General features: G+C 71.7%; 16 protein-coding genes and 1 pseudogene. 5 read left to right on the top strand and 12 right to left on the bottom strand.

Annotated features, from left to right (window positions below):
- Window positions 1–18 precede the first annotated feature (18 nt).
- The 3 genes from pstA to pstS form a co-directional block, all read right to left on the bottom strand.
- The gene (gene pstA, locus CK505_RS09210) at window positions 19–1,152 is read right to left on the bottom strand and encodes a phosphate ABC transporter permease PstA (RefSeq protein ID WP_017832012.1); all 1,134 of its coding nucleotides are present in this window, start codon (window positions 1,150–1,152) and stop codon (window positions 19–21) included.
- Window positions 1,152–2,087: a phosphate ABC transporter permease subunit PstC gene (gene pstC, locus CK505_RS09205; RefSeq protein ID WP_017832013.1), complete on the bottom strand. Its 936-nt coding sequence runs from the start codon at window positions 2,085–2,087 to the stop codon at window positions 1,152–1,154. Before pstC ends, pstA begins: the two co-directional genes overlap by 1 nt.
- Window positions 2,088–2,262: 175 nt before the next feature.
- Window positions 2,263–3,378, bottom strand: coding sequence for a phosphate ABC transporter substrate-binding protein PstS (pstS, locus tag CK505_RS09200; RefSeq protein ID WP_035926066.1), 1,116 nt, complete (start codon window positions 3,376–3,378; stop codon window positions 2,263–2,265).
- Window positions 3,379–3,681: 303 nt separating this feature from the next.
- On the opposite strand from pstS, the gene CK505_RS09195 reads away from it, so the two are divergent.
- The gene (locus CK505_RS09195; protein WP_017832015.1) at window positions 3,682–4,830 is read left to right on the top strand and encodes an aromatic acid exporter family protein; all 1,149 of its coding nucleotides are present in this window, start codon (window positions 3,682–3,684) and stop codon (window positions 4,828–4,830) included.
- A 28-nt stretch (window positions 4,831–4,858) separates the two neighbouring features.
- Here the strand turns inward: CK505_RS09195 and CK505_RS18865 are convergent, their stop codons facing one another.
- The 3 genes and pseudogenes from CK505_RS18865 to arsB all read right to left on the bottom strand — a co-directional run bounded on the left by CK505_RS18865 (window position 4,859) and on the right by arsB (window position 6,812).
- On the bottom strand, window positions 4,859–5,287 hold the full coding sequence (locus CK505_RS18865) for an arsenate reductase ArsC (protein ID WP_051063706.1): 429 nt from the start codon (window positions 5,285–5,287) through the stop codon (window positions 4,859–4,861).
- Between the two features lie 18 nt (window positions 5,288–5,305).
- Window positions 5,306–5,743 (bottom strand): annotated as a pseudogene (locus CK505_RS18860) (low molecular weight phosphatase family protein); the annotation flags it as partial.
- Window positions 5,721–6,812 (bottom strand): ACR3 family arsenite efflux transporter, encoded by a 1,092-nt coding sequence (gene arsB / locus CK505_RS09185; RefSeq protein ID WP_095650877.1) that lies wholly within the window; start codon window positions 6,810–6,812, stop codon window positions 5,721–5,723. The gene arsB and the pseudogene CK505_RS18860, both read right to left, overlap by 23 nt.
- A gap of 84 nt (window positions 6,813–6,896) precedes the next feature.
- On the opposite strand from arsB, the gene CK505_RS09180 reads away from it, so the two are divergent.
- Genes CK505_RS09180 through disA form a run of 3 tightly spaced genes read left to right on the top strand, consistent with a single transcriptional unit; the run spans window position 6,897 to window position 9,844 of the window.
- Window positions 6,897–7,283, top strand: coding sequence for a helix-turn-helix transcriptional regulator (locus CK505_RS09180; RefSeq protein WP_017832018.1), 387 nt, complete (start codon window positions 6,897–6,899; stop codon window positions 7,281–7,283).
- Between the two features lie 49 nt (window positions 7,284–7,332).
- Window positions 7,333–8,760 (top strand): DNA repair protein RadA, encoded by a 1,428-nt coding sequence (gene radA / locus CK505_RS09175; RefSeq protein ID WP_095650876.1) that lies wholly within the window; start codon window positions 7,333–7,335, stop codon window positions 8,758–8,760.
- Window positions 8,761–8,767: 7 nt separating this feature from the next.
- Window positions 8,768–9,844, top strand: a complete 1,077-nt coding sequence (gene disA, locus CK505_RS09170) for a DNA integrity scanning diadenylate cyclase DisA (protein WP_031282255.1) — start codon at window positions 8,768–8,770, stop codon at window positions 9,842–9,844.
- A gap of 16 nt (window positions 9,845–9,860) precedes the next feature.
- Here the strand turns inward: disA and CK505_RS09165 are convergent, their stop codons facing one another.
- Window positions 9,861–10,520 carry a hypothetical protein gene (locus tag CK505_RS09165; RefSeq protein WP_244915726.1) on the bottom strand — a complete coding sequence of 220 codons (660 nt, stop codon included), beginning with the start codon at window positions 10,518–10,520 and terminating at the stop codon, window positions 9,861–9,863.
- Window positions 10,521–10,640: 120 nt separating this feature from the next.
- Between CK505_RS09165 and CK505_RS09160 the strand changes: the two genes are divergently transcribed.
- Entirely contained in the window at window positions 10,641–11,618 is a 978-nt protein-coding gene (locus CK505_RS09160) for an A/G-specific adenine glycosylase (protein WP_095650874.1), read from the top strand.
- Here the strand turns inward: CK505_RS09160 and CK505_RS09155 are convergent.
- The 5 genes from CK505_RS09155 to lysS all read right to left on the bottom strand — a co-directional run bounded on the left by CK505_RS09155 (window position 11,602) and on the right by lysS (window position 17,540).
- Window positions 11,602–12,129 carry an amino-acid N-acetyltransferase gene (locus tag CK505_RS09155; protein WP_017832023.1) on the bottom strand — a complete coding sequence of 176 codons (528 nt, stop codon included), beginning with the start codon at window positions 12,127–12,129 and terminating at the stop codon, window positions 11,602–11,604. The genes CK505_RS09160 and CK505_RS09155 overlap by 17 nt on opposite strands.
- A gap of 132 nt (window positions 12,130–12,261) precedes the next feature.
- Window positions 12,262–14,826 carry an ATP-dependent Clp protease ATP-binding subunit gene (locus tag CK505_RS09150; RefSeq protein ID WP_035926045.1) on the bottom strand — a complete coding sequence of 855 codons (2,565 nt, stop codon included), beginning with the start codon at window positions 14,824–14,826 and terminating at the stop codon, window positions 12,262–12,264.
- 305 nt (window positions 14,827–15,131) lie between these two features.
- Complete coding sequence (locus CK505_RS09145; RefSeq protein WP_017832025.1) at window positions 15,132–15,464, bottom strand: Lsr2 family protein; 333 nt, start codon at window positions 15,462–15,464, stop codon at window positions 15,132–15,134.
- Window positions 15,465–15,725: 261 nt separating this feature from the next.
- On the bottom strand, window positions 15,726–15,941 hold the full coding sequence (locus CK505_RS09140) for a hypothetical protein (RefSeq protein ID WP_017832026.1): 216 nt from the start codon (window positions 15,939–15,941) through the stop codon (window positions 15,726–15,728).
- A 75-nt stretch (window positions 15,942–16,016) separates the two neighbouring features.
- Window positions 16,017–17,540: a lysine--tRNA ligase gene (lysS, locus tag CK505_RS09135; RefSeq protein WP_095650873.1), complete on the bottom strand. Its 1,524-nt coding sequence runs from the start codon at window positions 17,538–17,540 to the stop codon at window positions 16,017–16,019.
- Window positions 17,541–17,556: the final 16 nt, after the last annotated feature.

Raw genomic sequence — 17,556 nt, 5'->3', positions numbered from 1 at the left:
ATCGGGGTGCGGGGCGCGTCAGCGGCCGGCGACCTTGGGAGCGAACGCCCTCGCGACCAGTCGGGCGACGAGGTTGAGCAGCATCACGATCAGGATCAGCAGCAGCGCCGCGGCCCACGCCCGCTGCTGCGAGGGGTCCGGGCTCGTCGGGGACGTGGGCGTCATGATCTGGTAGTAGATGAACGTGGGCAGCGTGGTCATCCACCCGGAGAACGAGTTCCAGTTGATGGCGGTCGCGAAGCCGGCGGTGACGAGCAGCGGAGCGGTCTCCCCGATGACCCGGGCGATCGCCAGGGTCACGCCGGAGGCGATCCCGGAGATCGCCGTGGGGATGACCACCTTGAGGATCGTCCGCCACTTGCGCACGCCCAGGGCGTAGGCGGCCTCGCGGAGCTCGTTGGGGACGATCTTCAGCATCTCCTCGGTGTTCTTCACGACCGTGGGGATCATCAGCACGGTCAGCGCGACCGCCGCGACGAAGCCGAAGCGGGTGGACGGGCCGAACAGGAGGCCGAAGAGGGCCGCGGCGAACAGGCCGGCCACGATGGAGGGGATGCCCGTCATGACGTCCACGAAGAACGTGATGCCCCGCCCCAGCCAGCCGCCCCGCGAGTACTCCACGAGGTAGATGGCCGTCAGCAGGCCGATCGGGACCGACAGCAGGGTGGCCCAGAAGGTGATGGACACGGTGCCCACGATCGCGTGGTACGCACCGCCCAGCACCGGGCCGTCCCCGGCGGCCGCGGCGTTGTCCGTAGCGCCGGTGACACCGTTCATGGACGTCAGCAGCAGGTTGGAGGTCAGCCCGGGGAGCCCGTTGGCGAGCACCGTCCAGATCACGGAGATCAGCGGGATCACCGCGAGGACGAAGGCCGTGTAGACGAGGTAGGTCATCAGGGAGTCCGCGCCCTTGCGCCCGCCCTCGATCATCGAGACGACGATCGGCGCGGCGACCAGGAAGACCGCGGCGGCGAGAACGGCCCAGAGGGCCGTGGAGAAGCCCAGGAGCGCCGCGAGGGCGGCGCCCACCACCACGGCGCCGGCACCGATCACGGGCACCAGCCACTTCGGCTTCTGGTTGCGGGTGAGCATCGACCGGCGGGGCGAGGACGGGCGCACGGGCGTGGGACTGCGGAAGGCGGTGGAGGACATCAGTTGGCTCCCGAGAATTCCTTGTAGCGGGCGACGATGGCGCGGGCGATCATGTTCACGACCAGGGTGATCACGAAGAGGATCAGTCCGGCGGCGATGAGCTCGGACAGCCGCAGGCCGTAGGCCTCCGGGAAGTTGAGGGCGATCTCCGCCGCGATGGTCTGGTTGCCGGACTGAACGAGGGACGCGGTGAGCGGTCCGCTCGAGAGCACCAGGGCCACCGCCATGGTCTCACCCAGCGCGCGCCCCAGGGCGAGCATCACCGCGGAGATGATGCCGGGGCGGGCGAAGGGCAGCACCGTCATCCGGATCATCTCCCACCGGGTGGCGCCGAGGGCCAGCGCCGCCTCCTCGTGGAGCTTCGGGGTCTGCACGAACAGCTCCCGGGACATCGCCGTGATGATCGGCAGGATCATGATGGCCAGCACGATCCCGGCCGTGAGCATGGTCTTGCCGGTCTGGGACGCGGGGCCGCCGAAGATCGGGACGAATCCGAGGTTGGTCGAGAGCCAGTCGTAGAAGGGCACCACCGAGGAGGCCAGGACCGTGGTGCCCCAGGCTCCGTAGATCACCGACGGGATCGCCGCCAGCAGGTCGATGACGTAGCCCACGGGCTTGGCGATCCGTGCCGGCGCGTAGTGCGAGATGTACAGGGCCACCAGCACGCCGATCGGGGTGGCGATCACCAGGGCGATCACGGCCGCGATCACCGTGCCGATGACCATCGGCCAGATGTAGGACCAGAAGCCGGCCCCGCCGGAGATCTCCTCGGCCGGGGCCTGGAAGGTGGGCAGCGCCTGCAGGAACAGGAACAGCGCCACGGCCGCCAGGACGGCGAGGATCAGCACGCCGGCCCCGAGGCTGAGCCCGGAGAAGATCGAGTCGCCCGCCTTGCCGCCGGCGGCGGTCTTCCTGGTGGTGACGGTGGTGGACATGTCGGGTGCCCCTTCGATTGCCTGACACGGATGGCGCCGGGACGGGGTGGTGCCCCGGCGCGTGGGTCCGGTGACGCGCCTCACGGGGAAGGCGCCTCACACACGAATGTCCCGTTCGGCGCGGGCACGGGCGGAAGGGCCCGGGCCCGCACCGAACGGGACCAGCAGAACTGGATCAGCCGGCGACCGTGATCTGGTCGATCGCCTCCTGCGCGGCGGTGCGCAGGCTCTCGGACATGGGAGCGGAACCGGCGGCCTCGGACGCCGCCTGCTGCCCCTCCTCGCTGATGACGTACTCGCCGAACGCCTTCGCGAGGTCAGCGGTCTCCTGGGAATCGTACTGCGGGCAGAAGATCTCGTAGGACACGAGCACGATCGGGTAGGTCCCGGACTCGGTGGTGTCGCGCTCCAGGTCCATCGCCATGTCGTACTCGGCGCGGCCCTCGACCGGGGAGGAGTTCTCGACGGCGGCGGAGGCGGCCTCCGGGGAGTAGTTCACATACTCCTCGCCGACGCCCACGGCCACGGTGCCGAGGTCGCCCACGGCGGAGGCGTCCGCGTAGGTGATGGCGCCCTCGGTGGCGGTGGTGGACTGGACCACTCCGGCGGTGCCCTTGTTGTTCTCCGCGGCCCACTGGGACGGCCAGTTGCCGGAGACCTCCTCGGTCCACACCCCGGGGGCGGCCGCGGCCAGGTACTCCTGGAAGTTCTCGGTGGTGCCGGACTCGTCGTTGCGGTGCACCACGGTGATCGGGGTCTCCGGCAGCTCCGCGTCGGGGTTCTGCTCGGCGATCGCGGGGTCGTTCCACTCGGTGATCTCGCCGGTGAAGACCTGGGCGATGGTCTCGCCGTCCATGTTCACGGTGTCGACGCCGGGCAGGTTGAAGGCCACCGCGATCGGGGAGATGTAGGCCGGGACGTGGAAGCCGCCGTCGGGGCCGCAGACCTCCTTCGACGCCTCGTACTCCTCGTCGTCGAGGTAGGCGTCGGAGCCCGCGAAGTCCGCCCCGCCGGCGGTGAAGGCCTCGCGGCCGGCACCCGAGCCGTCCGGGGAGTACTGCACCGTGGCCTCGGGGTTGGCCTCCTGGAAACCGTTCTGCCACGCGGTCATGGCGGCCTGCTGCGAGGACGCGCCGATACCCGTCAGCGTGCCGGAGACGCCGGCGCCGGCGGCCGAGGTCTCGGTGGAGCCGGAGCCTTCGCCCGTGGCGTTGTCCGAACCGCACGCGGTGAGCGCGAGCGAGCCGATGGCGAGAACGGCTGCGGAACGGCCGAGGTGGGAAACCTTCACTTGAGTAGCCCCTTCAGATCACAGTGGTGCCCCGTCGAGGGGCCGTCGTTCGATGTGGCGCCGGCAGAGTTCCGGGCCGGTGCGAGAGGTGGATCTGCGGGCGGGCCGCGGACCTCTCACCGAGAGACGCTAGGGAGCGCAGGTGGCCAGATTGGCCCGTGAAGGTGAACGGAGGGTGAACACCGCCCCCCGCAGCCGTGCCGTCGTTGCACATCTCACACCGCGCCCACCCGATCCCGGCCCGGTGCGGGGGCTCCGGCCCCCCGCACCGGCGGTCCCGTGCTGCTCGCCTAGGATGGCCCCATGCAGCCAGGCAACCGTGCGCGAGCCGCGGCCCGCGCGGTGCGCAGCCGCACCCGGATCGGTGTGACGCGGGTCCGGACGGGGCTGCTCCAGAGCTTCCAGATCACGGTCGCCAGCGTCGGCGCCTACGTGATCGCGGAGCAGCTGCTGGGCCACTCCGGGCCCATCTTCGCGGCCACCGCGGCCCTCGTGGCCCTGGGCTTCGCGAAGGACGGGCTGCGCTACCGGCGGGTCCTCGAGGTCTCGATCGGCTGCACCCTCGGCATCGCCGTGGGGGACACGCTGATCCACGTCCTGGGCACGGGCGTCTGGCAGGCCGGCGTGGTCCTGATGACCTCGATCCTGCTCGCCCGCTTCCTGGACAACGGCACGCTGTTCACCACCCAGATGGGGCTGCAGTCGGTGCTCGTGGTCCTGCTGCCGCCGTCCCAGGACGGGGTCTTCGCGCGGTCCACGGACGCGGTCGTGGGCGGGCTGTGCGCCCTGGCCATGGCCTACTTCGTGCCCACGGACCCGCGGAGCCAGCCGCGCCAAGGCCTGCGGGCGCTCGTCGACGAGTTCTCCGGGGTGCTCCGGGAGGCGAGCCGGGCCATGGAGGACTACGACGCCACCGCCGCCTGGCACGCCCTCGTGCGTGCCCGGCAGACCCAGCCGCTGGTGGACTCGGTGACGTCCGGACTGAAGTCGGCCCTCGAGATCGCCACGGCCTCGCCGCTCTACCGCGGCCGCCGCGCGGAGGTCGAGGGGATCGCCCACTCCATCCGCTACCTGGACCTCGCCGTGCGCAACGCCCGGGTGCTCACCCGCCGCCTCGCCTCCGTGCTCAACCACGTGACGCTCTCCGACGAGGCCGTGGCCGCCATGAGCGCCGCCCTCGAGGACCTCGCGGACGCCGTCGTCACCCTGGGCAACGCGCTCGCGGTGGCCTCCCCCGGCTCCCGGGAGAGCTACCTTCGCCAGGCACGCAACGAGCTGGCGAACGTGGCCGGGCGCCTGCACCCCGGGCAGATGGGGGTGCGCACCATGGAGGGTGAGACCCTGGTGCTGGACATGCGCCCGATGGTCGTGGACCTGCTGGAGGCGGCCGGGATGACGCACGACGAGGCGCGGGACCAGCTCCCCCGGCTCGAGGGCTGGGACCGCGCCTGAGCCGGGACGGTCTCGGCCCCGAGGCCCCTCAGCCGGCGGTCTCGCCGGGCAGGAGCTCCGCGATCAGCTGCTGGATCCGGGCCCTGATCTCGTCCCGGATGGGGCGCACGGACTCCACGCCCTTCCCCGCCGGGTCCGCCAGCGCCCAGTCCTCGTACCGCTTGCCCGGGTAGAACGGGCACGCGTCCCCGCAGCCCATGGTGATGACCACGTCGGAGTCCTGCACGGCCTCGTCGGTGAGGACCTTGGGGGTCTCGGCGCTCATGTCGATGCCCTCCTCGGCCATCGCCGCCACGGCGGCCGGGTTCACGGAGTCCGCCGGCGCGGAGCCGGCCGAGCGCACCTCGATGCGCCCCCGGGAGAGGTGGCTGAGGTAGGCGGCGGCCATCTGCGAGCGCCCGGCGTTGTGCACGCACACGAACAGGACGCTGGGCCGGTCCGTGCGCTCCGCGGTCAGCTCGTCCAGCAGCCGCCGGACCCGGGTGTCGATGTCGTCGCGGACCAGGCGCATCCGCTCCGCGCCCTCGATGCCGCGGACGGAGGGCTCGTCGGTGTGCCAGGTCTCGATCGTTCCGGTCATCCCCTCGACCGGCTCGACCCTCGCCTCATCGCCCAGTACGACCACCCGGTCGACCCGGCGCAGCAGCTCGGGGTCGATGAGCTTCGGCGTTCCGGAGGACATGTCCGCACCGACCTCGGCGACCACCTCGGCGGACAGGGCGTTGATCTTGCTGCCGGGCTTCGTGCCGGCGGAGTGGACCTCTACCGCCCCACGGGCGTGGTGTTCCATGAGGGCGGCGGCCATCTGGGACTTGCCGCCGTTCTTGGCGCACACGAACAGGACGGAGGGCTGGGTCGTCTCGCTCAACGGTTGCTCCTGGATATGGGGGTCAGCGGGTGGGGACGGTGGCATCGCCGGGGAAGAGCTTCCGGCCCACCCACAGGGACACGTAGACCAGCGCGACGAGCACGGGCACCTCGATGAGGGGGCCGACCACGCCCGCCAGGGCCTGTCCGGAGGTGACTCCGAAGGTGCCGATGGCCACGGCGATGGCGAGCTCGAAGTTGTTGCCGGCGGCGGTGAACGCCACGGTGGTGGACTTCGCGTAGTTCAGTCCCAGCGCCCGGGAGGCCAGCAGGGCCACCCCGAACATGAGGAAGAAGTAGACGACCAGGGGCAGGGCGATCCGGGCCACGTCCCAGGGGTTGGAGGTGATGGCGTCACCCTGCAGGGCGAAGAGCAGCACGATGGTGAACAGCAGCCCGTACAGGGCCCAGGGACCGAGCTTGGGCAGGAACGTGGTCTCGTACCACTCCCGGCCCCTGGCCTTCTCGCCCAGGGTGCGGGTGAGGAACCCGGCGACCAGCGGGATCCCGAGGAACACCAGGACGCTCAGCACGATCGACCACACCGAGAACTCGGCCGAGGTGGTGGGCAGGCCCAGCCAGGCCGGGAGGACCTGGAGGTAGAACCAGCCCAGGGCGCCGAAGGCGATGACCTGGAACACGGAGTTGACCGCCACCAGCACGGCGGCGGCCTCCCGGTCCCCGCAGGCGAGGTCGTTCCAGATCAGCACCATCGCGATGCAGCGGGCCAGGCCCACGATGATCAGCCCCGTGCGGTACTCGGGCAGGTCGGGCAGGAAGATCCAGGCCAGGGCGAACATCAGCGCCGGCCCGACGATCCAGTTCAGCACCAGGGACGCCCCCATCAGGCGCTTGTCGCCGGCCACGCGGTGGGTCTCGTCGTAGCGGACCTTGGCCAGCACCGGGTACATCATCACCAGCAGCCCGATCGCGATGGGCAGCGACACCTCGCCGATCCGCACGGCCTCCAGGGCGGTGTTCAAGCCCGGGACGAAGCGACCGAGCAGCAGGCCGGCGACCATGGCCGCGATGATCCAGGCGGGCAGCCAGCGGTCGAGGAAGGACAGGTCCTTCATCACCCCGTGGGAGGCAGCGGAGGCGGTGGTGGTGCTCATGGGCGGGCGAACCTCTTCACATCGACGGGCATCTATCCCGCACAGTACGGGTCACATCGACGCCCGTCAATGTAGGATGGGGGGATGACTCCCGCTCCGGACCTCGACAGCACGGCCGACGCCGGGACCGCCGACCGGTGCGCCCCCGGCGCGCCGGCCACGGAGTGCTGCTCGCTCTCGGGCGGGCCCATGGGTCACGACGACGCCCGGCGCGTGGCGGGCCTGCTCAAGGCCCTGGCCGACCCCACCCGGCTGCGCCTGCTCTCCCACGTGGCCGCCCAGGGCTGCGACACCGTGTGCGTCTGCAGCCTCACGGACGACCTCGGCATCAGCCAGCCCACGGTCAGCCACCACATGAAGAAGCTGGTCGAGGCCGGGCTGCTCACCCGCGAGCAGCGCGGCAAGTGGGCGCACTACTCCGTGGTGCCCGGGGCGTTCGCGGAGCTGCGCGCCTTCCTCGACCTGCGCTGAGCCGGCCGCGGCGCTTGGGCCGTCCGAGGCGGCGGCTAGCCTGGACGCCATGAGCACCCGCACCCGCCGCAACTCCCCCGCCTACCGCTGCACCGAGTGCGGCTGGAGCACCGCCAAGTGGGTGGGCCGCTGCGGGGAGTGCCAGGCGTGGGGCACGGTCGAGGAGATCGGCGAGCACAAGGCCCGCACCACGGCCGCCCGGTCGATCGCCGAGCCCGCCCGTCCCATCGCCCAGGTGGACGCCACGGTGGCGGCCTCCGCGCCCACCGGGGTGCCCGAGCTGGACCGGGTCCTCGGCGGCGGACTGGTCCCCGGCGCGGTCGTGCTGATGGCGGGCGAGCCCGGGGTCGGGAAGTCGACGCTGCTGCTCGACGTCGCCGCACGCTTCGCGGAGGGCGCGGGCGAGGGCACCCGCGACGTCCTCTACGTCACGGGCGAGGAGTCCGCGGCGCAGGTGAAGCTGCGCGCGGACCGGATCGACGCCGTGGCGCCCACCCTGTACCTCACCGCCGAGACGGACCTGGCCACGGCGCTGGGCCACATCGAGAAGATCTCCCCCCGCCTGCTCGTGGTCGACTCCGTGCAGACGCTGGCCAGCGCCGAGGTCGAGGGCTCCGCGGGCGGGGTGACGCAGGTCCGGGAGGTCGCCGCCTCCCTGATCGCCGCGGCCAAGAAGCGGAACATGACCACGCTGCTCGTGGGGCACGTGACCAAGGACGGCTCCATCGCCGGGCCGCGGCTGCTCGAGCACCTGGTGGACGTCGTGTGCCAGTTCGAGGGCGAGAAGCACTCCCGGATCCGGCTGCTGCGGGCGGTCAAGAACCGCTACGGCCCCACGGACGAGGTCGGCTGCTTCGACCTCACCGAGACCGGGATCACGAGCGTGGAGGACCCCTCGGGCCTGTTCGTCTCCCGGACGGCCCTGCCCGTCTCCGGCACATGCCTCACGGTGACCCTGGAGGGCCGCAGGCCCCTGCTCGCCGAGGTGCAGGCGCTGCTGGACCGCTCCTCCACCGCCCAGCCCCGGCGGGCCACCGCCGGCCTGGACTCCCAGCGGGTTGCCATGCTGCTCGCCGTGCTGCAGCGGCGGGCCGGCGTGAACCTGGCCGGGCTGGACTGCTACGTCTCCACGGTCGGCGGGGTGAAGCTCACGGAGCCGTCCACCGACCTCGCCGTGGCCATGGCGCTGGCTTCGGCCGCGCAGGACCGGCCCCTGCCGCAGCGCCTGGTGTGCTTCGGGGAGGTGGGCCTGGCCGGCGAGGTGCGGCCCGTCCCCGGCATCGGGCGTCGCATCCAGGAGGTCGCCCGGCTGGGCTTCACCCACGCGGTCGTGCCCGCGAGCCCCACCGGCCCGGGCCCCGTCCCGGCGGGGTTCACTGTCCGGGAGGTGACCACGATCAGCGACGCCATGGAGCTGCTCTTCCCCCGGTCCGCCGCCGCGCCCGCCCGGAACCGGCAGACCGCCGCGGCCGTATGATGTGACCGTGGCGAAGACCCCTGAGAACGCACTGCGCAAGACGCTGGCCCGCATCGCACCCGGCACGGAACTGCGCACCGGTCTCGAGCGGATCCTGCGCGGGCGCACGGGCGGGCTGCTCGTGCTCGGCTTCGACCGCTCCGTCGAGGCCATCTGCTCCGGCGGCTTCGACATCGACACCGACTTCACCGCGCCCAGGCTGCGGGAGCTGGCCAAGATGGACGGCGCCATCATCTGCGACCGGGACGCCACCCGCATCCTGAAGGCCGGGGTGCAGCTGGTCCCCGACGCCTCGATCGGCACCACGGAGTCCGGCACCCGGCACCGCTCCGCGGAGCGCACCGCCAAGGAGACCGGGGTGCCGGTGATCTCCGTGAGCCAGTCCATGAGCGTCATCACGATCTACGTGGGCGAGACCCGGTACGCCATCGAGGGCTCCCAGTCGATCATGGCCCGCGCCAACCAGGCCCTGCAGACCCTCGAGCACTACAGCCACCGGATGGAGCAGGTGCTCGGCAACCTCTCCTCGCTCGAGATCGAGGCGTCCGTGACGGTGCGGGACGTGGCCCTGACCCTCCAGCGCATGGAGATGGTCCGGCGGATCTCCTCCGAGATCGGCTGGTACGTGCTCGAGCTCGGCGTGGACGGGCGGCTCATCGCGCTGCAGCTCGAGGAGCTCACCGCGGGCACCGGCCCGGGGCCGGACGTGGTGCTGCGCGACTACCTGCCCGACGGCACCCCCGCGGAGGGCATCGAGGAGGGGCTGGGGCGGCTGGCCGAGCTCACGCCCACGGAGCTCATCGACCTGCAGCGGATCGCGGTGTCGGTGGGTCTCGTCGAGCCGCAGGGCAGCCTCGAGACGGACCTGCACCCGCACGGCTACCGGCTGCTGGAGGGCATCAAGTCGATGCCGCGGGCGGTCGCCAACCGGCTGGTGCGCCAGTTCGACGGCCTGCAGTCCCTGATGGCCGCCAACCTGGAGGACCTCAAGGCGGTCGAGGGCATCGGCGAGCAGCGGGCCCGCACGGTGCGCGAGTCCCTCTCCCGGATGGCCGAGACCAGCCTGCTCGAACGCTTCATGTGAGCCGCGCGCGGCGCGCTCACTCCAGGACGAACGGCACGGGCTCCGCGGTGCGCTCCCCGAGGGACGTCACGAGACGGTAGTACCCGGCCTGGGCCTCGCCCCCCGCCTCCGCGCAGCCCTCGGCGGTGCGCAGGCGGTTCCACGTCAGCCGGGCAACCTTCTCCTGTCCGGGCTCGACCGTCACCTCCGCGTCCTCGGAGCCGGCCTGGCAGTGCCTGCTGTCGAAGACGGTGTCCGCCCCCGAGGTCACCTCGTAGATCATCTGGGACGTGCCCGCGTTGACGCGGCAGGGGTCCTCCCCGGTGTTCTCCAGGGTCAGCTCGAGGACCGGCTCGACGTCCTCCGGGTAGCTCTCCCGGTCCGTCGACGCCCGCACGGCGAGGTCGGGGCCGCACTCCTCGACCGGCCCCTCCGTGGCGGGCGCGGACGCGGACCCGGACGCGGACCCGGACGCCGACGCGCTCTCGTCCGGCCGCGGGGTGAAGTCCGCGAAGGGCTCCTCCGAGGCCGCGGCGGCCGAGGCAGTGGCGGCCTCCGGCGCCGGGACGTCCTCCGTCTCCCCGGAGCCGAGCATGCCCGCGACCGCGGAGACCAGTCCCACCGCCACGAGCACCAGCAGCACGCCCGCCGCGAGGGCCGCCACGAGCCGGCGGCGCCGGTACACCTCGGGGCTCAAGCGCCGGGATCCGGGGTCGCGGGGAGCTCGTCCGTCGTCGTCGTGACCGTTCCCCGACCGTCCGTGGGGGGTGCTCCCGGAACCCTTCTGCGCCATGCTCCCAGGCTACAGTGGACTGCGATGAGCTCCCCGCACACTGCCCCGACCGCCGCCGCGGAGCCCGCTCCGCCGGGCCTGCACCGGGCCGTGACCGACTGGTTCGACGACGCCGCCCGGGACCTGCCGTGGCGGGACCCGTCCTACTCCCCGTGGGGGGTCATGGTCAGCGAGTTCATGCTCCAGCAGACGCCCGTGGTGCGCGTGCTGCCCGTGTGGCGGGCGTGGATGCAGCGCTGGCCGCGGCCCGCGGACCTCGCGGCGGAGAGCACCGGGGAGGCCGTGCGCGCCTGGGGCCGGCTCGGCTATCCGCGGCGGGCCCTGCGGCTGCACGCGGCCGCCGTCGAGATCACCGAGCACCACGGGGGCCGGGTGCCGGCCGCGCACGAGCTGCTGCTGGCCCTGCCCGGGGTGGGCGCCTACACGGCCGCCGCGATCGCGGTCTTCGCCTTCGGCGACCGGCAGACCGTGGTGGACACGAACATCCGCCGCGTGCACGCCCGGGTGGTCACGGGGCGGGCCCTGCCCTCGCGGTCGCTGACCGCCGCGGAGCTGCGCCTCGCGGAGGAGCTGATGCCCGCCGACGACGCCCTGGCCGTGCGCTGGAACCAGGCCGTGATGGAGCTCGGCGCCCTCGTCTGCACGGCCCGCTCCCCCCGCTGCGAGCAGTGCCCGGTGCGGGACGCGTGCGCGTGGGTCGCCGCGGGCCGGCCCGAGCCCGTCGAGGCGCCCCGCGGCCAGGCCTGGCACGGCACGGACCGCCAGGTCCGCGGGGCGATCATGGCCGTGCTGCGGGCCGGGTCCGCGCCGGTGCCGGCGCCCTCCCTCACGGGCCCCGTGGACGTCGCCACGGGCGCGGGTCTGGCGCCGGAGGCCCTGCGGGCCCTGGACGCCCTGCACGGGCTGGGCGCCCCGGAGGAGCAGCGCCGGCGCGCCCTGGACGGGCTGCTGCGGGACGGGCTGGCCGCCGCGGGACCGTCCGGGGTCAGTCTTCCGGGCTGAGCTGGAGCAGCATCCGGGTGTTGCCGAGGGTATTGGGCTTCACCCGGGCGAGGTCCAGGTACTCGGCGACGCCCTCGTCGTGCGAGCGCAGCAGCTCGGCGAACACGTCGGGGTGCACCTGGTTCTGGTTGGGCATGACCTCGAAGCCGTGCCGGCTGAAGAAGTCGACCTCGAAGGTCAGGCAGAACACGCGCGAGACCCCCACGGCGCGGGCCCGCTCGATCAGCCCGGCCAGCAGGGTGCGTCCCACCCCGCGGCCCCGCCACTCGTCGGAGGTGGCCAGGGTGCGGACCTCGCCCAGGTCCTCCCACATCACGTGCAGGGCGCCGCAGCCGACGAGACCGGCCTGCTCGTCGCCGACCGCCTCCACCACCAGGAACTCCTGGATGCCCTCGTAGTAGGCGACCGTGTCCTTGTTGATCAGCACCCCGGCGCGCGCCAGGGGGGCCACGAGGTCCTTGATGGCGGGGACGTCGGAGGTGCGGGCGGGTCGGAGGCGCAGGTCGGTCACGACCCCCAGTGTACGCTTGCGAACTCCGCCGGCCCGCCGGAGCCGGCCTGCGTGACCGTCCCCACTTGGGCGGACGCCGAGGGGCCCGCCGTGCGGTTGCGCGACGGGCCCCTCGGCGGGCACCGGGCCGGCTCAGCCCTCGGAGCGGTTCTCACCGTCGCCGCGGGCGACGTCGACGTCCTCGAGGCCGCCCATCGGGTCGACCATGCCGTCGCCGGTGAGGTCGGACATCGGGGTGGAGGAGAAGGTCAGCTTCTCCGCGTCCCCCTCGCCCTCGGTGTCCACGAAGATCTTCTCCCCGGTGCTGATCTCCCCGAAGAGGATCTTCTCGGACAGCTGGTCCTCGATCTCCCGCTGCATGGTGCGGCGCAGCGGGCGGGCGCCCATGGACGGGTCGTAGCCCTTGCGGCTGACCCACCGCTTCGCGGCGTCGGAGAGCTCGATCGACATGCCCTGGTCGCGCAGCCGCTCCTGCAGCCGGGCCACGAACAGGTCCACGATCTGCACGATCTCGTTCTCGGTGAGCTGCGGGAAGACGATGATCTCGTCCACGCGGTTGAGGAACTCGGGCCGGAAGTGCTCCTTGAGCTCGTCCTGCACCTTCGCCTGCATGCGCTCGTAGTTGGACGCGGGGTCCACGCCGGTCTGGAAGCCGACCGGGACGGCACGGGAGATGTCCTTGGTGCCCAGGTTCGTGGTCATGATGATCACGGTGTTCTTGAAGTCCACCACCCGGCCCTGCGAGTCGGTCAGGCGACCGTCCTCGAGGATCTGCAGCAGCGAGTTGAACAGGTCCTGGTGCGCCTTCTCGACCTCGTCGAAGAGCACCACCGAGAACGGCTTGCGGCGCACCTTCTCGGTGAGCTGGCCGCCCTCCTCGTAGCCCACGTAGCCCGGAGGGGCGCCGAAGAGCCGGGAGACGGTGTGCTTCTCCTGGTACTCGGACATGTCCAGGGTGATGAGGGCGTCCTCGTCCCCGAACAGGAACTCCGCCAGCGCCTTCGCGAGCTCGGTCTTGCCGACGCCCGTGGGCCCGGCGAAGATGAACGACCCGCCCGGGCGCTTGGGGTCCTTCAGGCCCGCCCGGGTGCGGCGCATCGACCGGGAGAGCGCCTTGATGGCGTCGTCCTGGCCGATGATGCGCTTGTGCAGCTCGTCCTCCATGTGCAGGAGACGGCCCGTCTCCTCCTCGGTGAGCTTGTAGACGGGCACTCCCGTGGAGGCGGAGAGGACGTCGGAGATGACCTCGGGGGTCACCTCGGCGAGCTCGTCGCCGCCCTCGCGCCAGGCACGGTCCTTGTCGTCCCGCTCCGCGATGAGCTTCTGCTCCGTGTCGCGCAGCGAGGCGGCCTTCTCGTAGTCCTGACCGTCGATCGCGGCCTCCTTGAGCCGCTTGACCTCGACGATGCGGTCGTCGAGCTCCTTGATCTCCGGCGGGGCGGTCATCCGCTTGATGCGCAGGCGCGCACCGGCCTCGTCGATCAGGTCGATCGCCTTGTCCGGCAGGAACCGGTCGGAGACGTACCGGGCGGCCAGGTGCACCGCCGCCTCGAGGGCGTCGTCTGAGATCGAGACGCGGTGGTGCGCCTCGTACTTGTCGCGCAGGCCCTTGAGGATCTCCACGGCGTGCGCCTCGGAGGGCTCGTCCACCTGGATCGGCTGGAAGCGGCGCTCGAGAGCCGCGTCCTTCTCGATGTGCTTGCGGTACTCGTCGAGGGTCGTGGCGCCGATCGTCTGCAGCTCGCCCCGGGCCAGCATGGGCTTGAGGATCGAGGCGGCGTCGATCGCGCCCTCGGCCGCGCCGGCGCCCACGAGGGTGTGGATCTCGTCGATGAACAGGATGATGTCCCCGCGGGTGCGGATCTCCTTGAGCACCTTCTTGAGCCGCTCCTCGAAGTCGCCGCGGTAGCGGGAGCCCGCCACCAGGGACCCGAGGTCCAGGGTGTAGAGGTGCTTGTCCTTGAGCGTCTCCGGGACGTCGCCGCGCACGATGGCCTGGGCCAGGCCCTCGACCACCGCGGTCTTGCCCACGCCGGGCTCGCCGATCAGCACCGGGTTGTTCTTGGTGCGCCGGGAGAGGATCTGCATGACCCGCTCCATCTCGCGGAACCGCCCGATGACGGGGTCCAGCTTGCCCTCGCGGGCGGCCGCGGTGAGGTTGCGGCCGAACTGGTCCAGCACGGCCGAGCCCGCGGGCGTGCCCTCGGACTGGCCGGCCGAGCGCACGCCGGCGCCCTCCTTCTCGGGGGTGCCCCCGCCCTGGTAGCCGGAGATCAGCTCCAGCACGGTGGAGCGCACCTTCTGGGGCTCCGCGCCGAGCTTGGTCAGCACCTGCGCCGCCACGCCCTCGCCCGCGCGGATGATGCCCAGCAGGATGTGCTCGGTACCGATGTAGTTGTGGCCGAGCTGGAGGGCCTCGCGCAGCGAGAGCTCGAGGACCTTCTTGGCCCGGGGGGTGAAGGGGATGTGCCCGGACGGGGCCTGCTGGCCCGGTCCGATGATGTCCTGGACCTGCTCGCGGGCGCCGGTGAGGGTGATGCCCATCGAGTCGAGCGCCTTGGCGGCCACTCCCTCGCCCTCGTGGATCAGCCCGAGCAGCAGGTGCTCGGTGCCGATGTAGTTGTGGTTGAGCATCCTGGCCTCTTCCTGGGCCAGCACCACGACCCGGCGGGCGCGGTCGGTGAAGCGTTCGAACATGGATACTCCTCAGTCGATGTCTGCACCCGATGCTACGCACCCGAGGGGGTGATCGGGGGGGCTGTTCGCCACCGGCGAGAAGACCGGACGGCCGGGGCGCGGGCCGTCCCCGGAACAGCTCGGGGGAAATGCCGGTGTTCGCGTCCGCACCGGCAAAGGCGCAGGTCATCAAAAGAATGCCGGGGCATTTCGTGCCCGGGCCCCGCGGCGGCCGATAGGGGCACGGGCCCGGCGGAAGGAAAAGGGAAAGGAGGGACCGGCGGACCGGCCCCTCCTCTATTCCGCCGGACGCGGAACGCGCGCTCTTATTTGTGGGCGTCGTAGTACGCCTTCTGCACGTCCTGGTGAATACGGCCGCGGTCGGAGACCGGGTGGCCGTTCTCTCGGGCCCACTGCCGGATGGCGGCGGTGTCCGGATTGGACTTGCCGGTGGGCCGGGCCTGCTTGGACGTCTGCTTGCCCTGCTGGGCGCGCCGGGCCTTGGCGATGAAGGGCCGCACGGCGTCGCGCAGCTTGGCGGCGTTCTCCTCGGAGAGGTCGATCTCGTACTGCGCGCCGTCGAGGCCGAAGCGCACGGTCTCCTCCGCGGGCCCGCCGTCGAGGTCGTCCTCGAGAATGATCTGCACGGTCTGTGCCATAACTGGAACTCTCCTCCGCCTTTCGGCGCTCGTCTCTGCCCGGCCGCGCCGAGAGCGGCGCTTCCTGAGGCGGTGCTGATTCCCCCGTGTGATACCGGATGATCCTGATCGTGAATTCCGGAGAACTCCGACGGACCCGAACACCCGGCGTCGTCGAGTTTATCCTACAATTACCGGGCGGAATTCAACAGCACGAAAAGGCGGACAAACAGGGCGCCAATTCGAATTCATTCGAAAGACGGTGCGGCGGGGGCTGGGAGCTCAGCGCTCCGTCCGGCGGCCGCGGCGCGGGGAGTGGCCGAACGGCAGGTCCTCGCCGTCGCGCTGCTTGAGCTCCTCGTACCAGCGCTCGGCGTCCTCCTGCGAGCGGGACTCGACGGCGCGCTCCGTGCGGTCGCCGCGGAAGATCCAGCGGAGGATGAACCAGAAGATGATGCCGATGCTGATCGAGGGCAGCAGGACAGCGATGTATTCCATGGGTGCGATTCTCCCGGGGAGATCTGGGCGGAGGCTGGGGACGGCGAGGGGCCGCGGCACGGCCGCGGCCCGGGCTCAGTCCTGCTCGGGCTTCATGAGGGGGAACAGGATGGTCTCCCGGATCCCCAGGTCGGTGAAGAGCATGATGAGCCGGTCCAGGCCCAGGCCCAGGCCGCCCATGGGCGGGGCGCCGTGCTCGAGGGCGCGCAGGAAGTCCTCGTCCAGCCGCATGGCCTCGTCGTCGCCGGCCGCGGCCCGGTGGGACTGCTCGGTGAGCCGCTCGCGCTGGACCACGGGGTCGATCAGCTCGGAGAACGCCGTGCCGCGCTCCATCCCCCCGATGATCAGGTCCCACGCCTCGATCAGGCCGTGCTCGGAGCGGTGCTGGCGGGCGAGCGGCTGCGCCGAGGGCGGGTAGTCGCACACGAAGGTCGGCTGGACCAGGGTGGGCTCCACGATCTCGCCGAACAGCTCGAGCACGTACTTCTCCGCGTCCCACATCGGGCCGACGGGGACCTCGTGCTCCTCGGCGATCCGGTGCAGGGTCTCCACGGGGGTCTCCGGGGTGATCCGCTGCCCCACGGCCTCGGAGAGGGCGGGGTAGACGGACAGCCAGCGCCACTCCCCGCGCAGGTCGATCGTGCCCTTGTCCGTCTCGATGGTGTCGACGCCCAGGGCGTCGGCGCACGCGAGGATGATCTCCTTGATCCGCTCGGCCATCGTGAACTGGTCGGCGTAGGCCTCGTAGGCCTCCAGGGTGGTGAACTCGGGGCTGTGCGAGGAGTCGACGCCCTCGTTGCGGAAGACCCGCCCGATCTCGAAGACCCGCTCGATCCCGCCGACCACGGCGCGCTTGAGGTAGAGCTCCGTGGCGATGCGCAGGGTCATGTCCTGGTCGAACGCGTTGAGGTGCGTCTCGAACGGCCGGGCCGTGGCCCCGCCGTGCACGAGCTGCAGGATCGGCGTCTCGATCTCCACGTAGCCGCGCTCCACCAGGACGTTGCGCACCGTCTGGATGATCCGCGCCCGCTGCACGACGACGTCGCGGGCCTCGGGCCGGACGATGAGGTCGAGGTAGCGCCGGCGCACCCGGGTCTCCTCGCTGAGCTCGTTGTGCAGCGTGGGCAGGGGCCGGAGCGCCTTGGACGCCATGGTCCAGGCGTCGGCCATCACGGAGAGCTCGCCGCGGCGGGAGGCGATCACCTCGCCGTGCACGGCGACGAAGTCGCCGAGGTCCACGAGGGACTTCCACTCGCCCAGGGACTCCTCCCCCACCTTCGCCAGGGAGAGCATCACCTGCAGGCGGGTGCCGTCCCCCTCCTGGAGGGTGGCGAAGCACAGCTTGCCGGTGTTGCGCACGAAGACCACGCGCCCGGCCACGCCGACGAACTGCCCGGTCTCCTCGCCGGGCTCGAGGTGGCCGTGGGCCTCCCGCACCTCGGCGAGGGTGTGCGTGCGCTCCACGCCCACGGGGTAGGCCTCCCGGCCCGACTCGAGGAGCCGGGCGCGCTTGGCGAGGCGGAACTGCATCTGGTCCGAGAGCTCGGCCTGCTCGGCCTCTGCCTGGGCGGTCGGGGAGGTGTTCTGCGCGTTGGTCACAGTTGTCCAGGATAAC

The sequence above is a fragment of the Kocuria sp. WN036 genome, from assembly GCF_002287015.1.
In the GTDB taxonomy this organism is placed as follows: Bacteria; Actinomycetota; Actinomycetes; order Actinomycetales; family Micrococcaceae; genus Kocuria; species Kocuria rosea.
This window is presented reverse-complemented; position numbering and strand designations above follow the sequence as displayed.

Excerpts from the sequence above, each read along its gene's own strand:
- pstA (WP_017832012.1), bottom strand. The coding sequence starts at position 1,152 with ATGTCCTCCACCGCCTTCCGCAGTCCCACGCCCGTGCGCCCGTCCTCG.
- pstC (WP_017832013.1), bottom strand. The coding sequence starts at position 2,087 with ATGTCCACCACCGTCACCACCAGGAAGACCGCCGCCGGCGGCAAGGCG.
- CK505_RS09195 (WP_017832015.1), top strand. The coding sequence starts at position 3,682 with ATGCAGCCAGGCAACCGTGCGCGAGCCGCGGCCCGCGCGGTGCGCAGC.
- arsB (WP_095650877.1), bottom strand. The coding sequence starts at position 6,812 with ATGAGCACCACCACCGCCTCCGCTGCCTCCCACGGGGTGATGAAGGAC.
- CK505_RS09180 (WP_017832018.1), top strand. The coding sequence starts at position 6,897 with ATGACTCCCGCTCCGGACCTCGACAGCACGGCCGACGCCGGGACCGCC.
- radA (WP_095650876.1), top strand. The coding sequence starts at position 7,333 with ATGAGCACCCGCACCCGCCGCAACTCCCCCGCCTACCGCTGCACCGAG.
- CK505_RS09160 (WP_095650874.1), top strand. The coding sequence starts at position 10,641 with ATGAGCTCCCCGCACACTGCCCCGACCGCCGCCGCGGAGCCCGCTCCG.
- CK505_RS09150 (WP_035926045.1), bottom strand. The coding sequence starts at position 14,826 with ATGTTCGAACGCTTCACCGACCGCGCCCGCCGGGTCGTGGTGCTGGCC.
- CK505_RS09145 (WP_017832025.1), bottom strand. The coding sequence starts at position 15,464 with ATGGCACAGACCGTGCAGATCATTCTCGAGGACGACCTCGACGGCGGG.
- CK505_RS09140 (WP_017832026.1), bottom strand. The coding sequence starts at position 15,941 with ATGGAATACATCGCTGTCCTGCTGCCCTCGATCAGCATCGGCATCATC.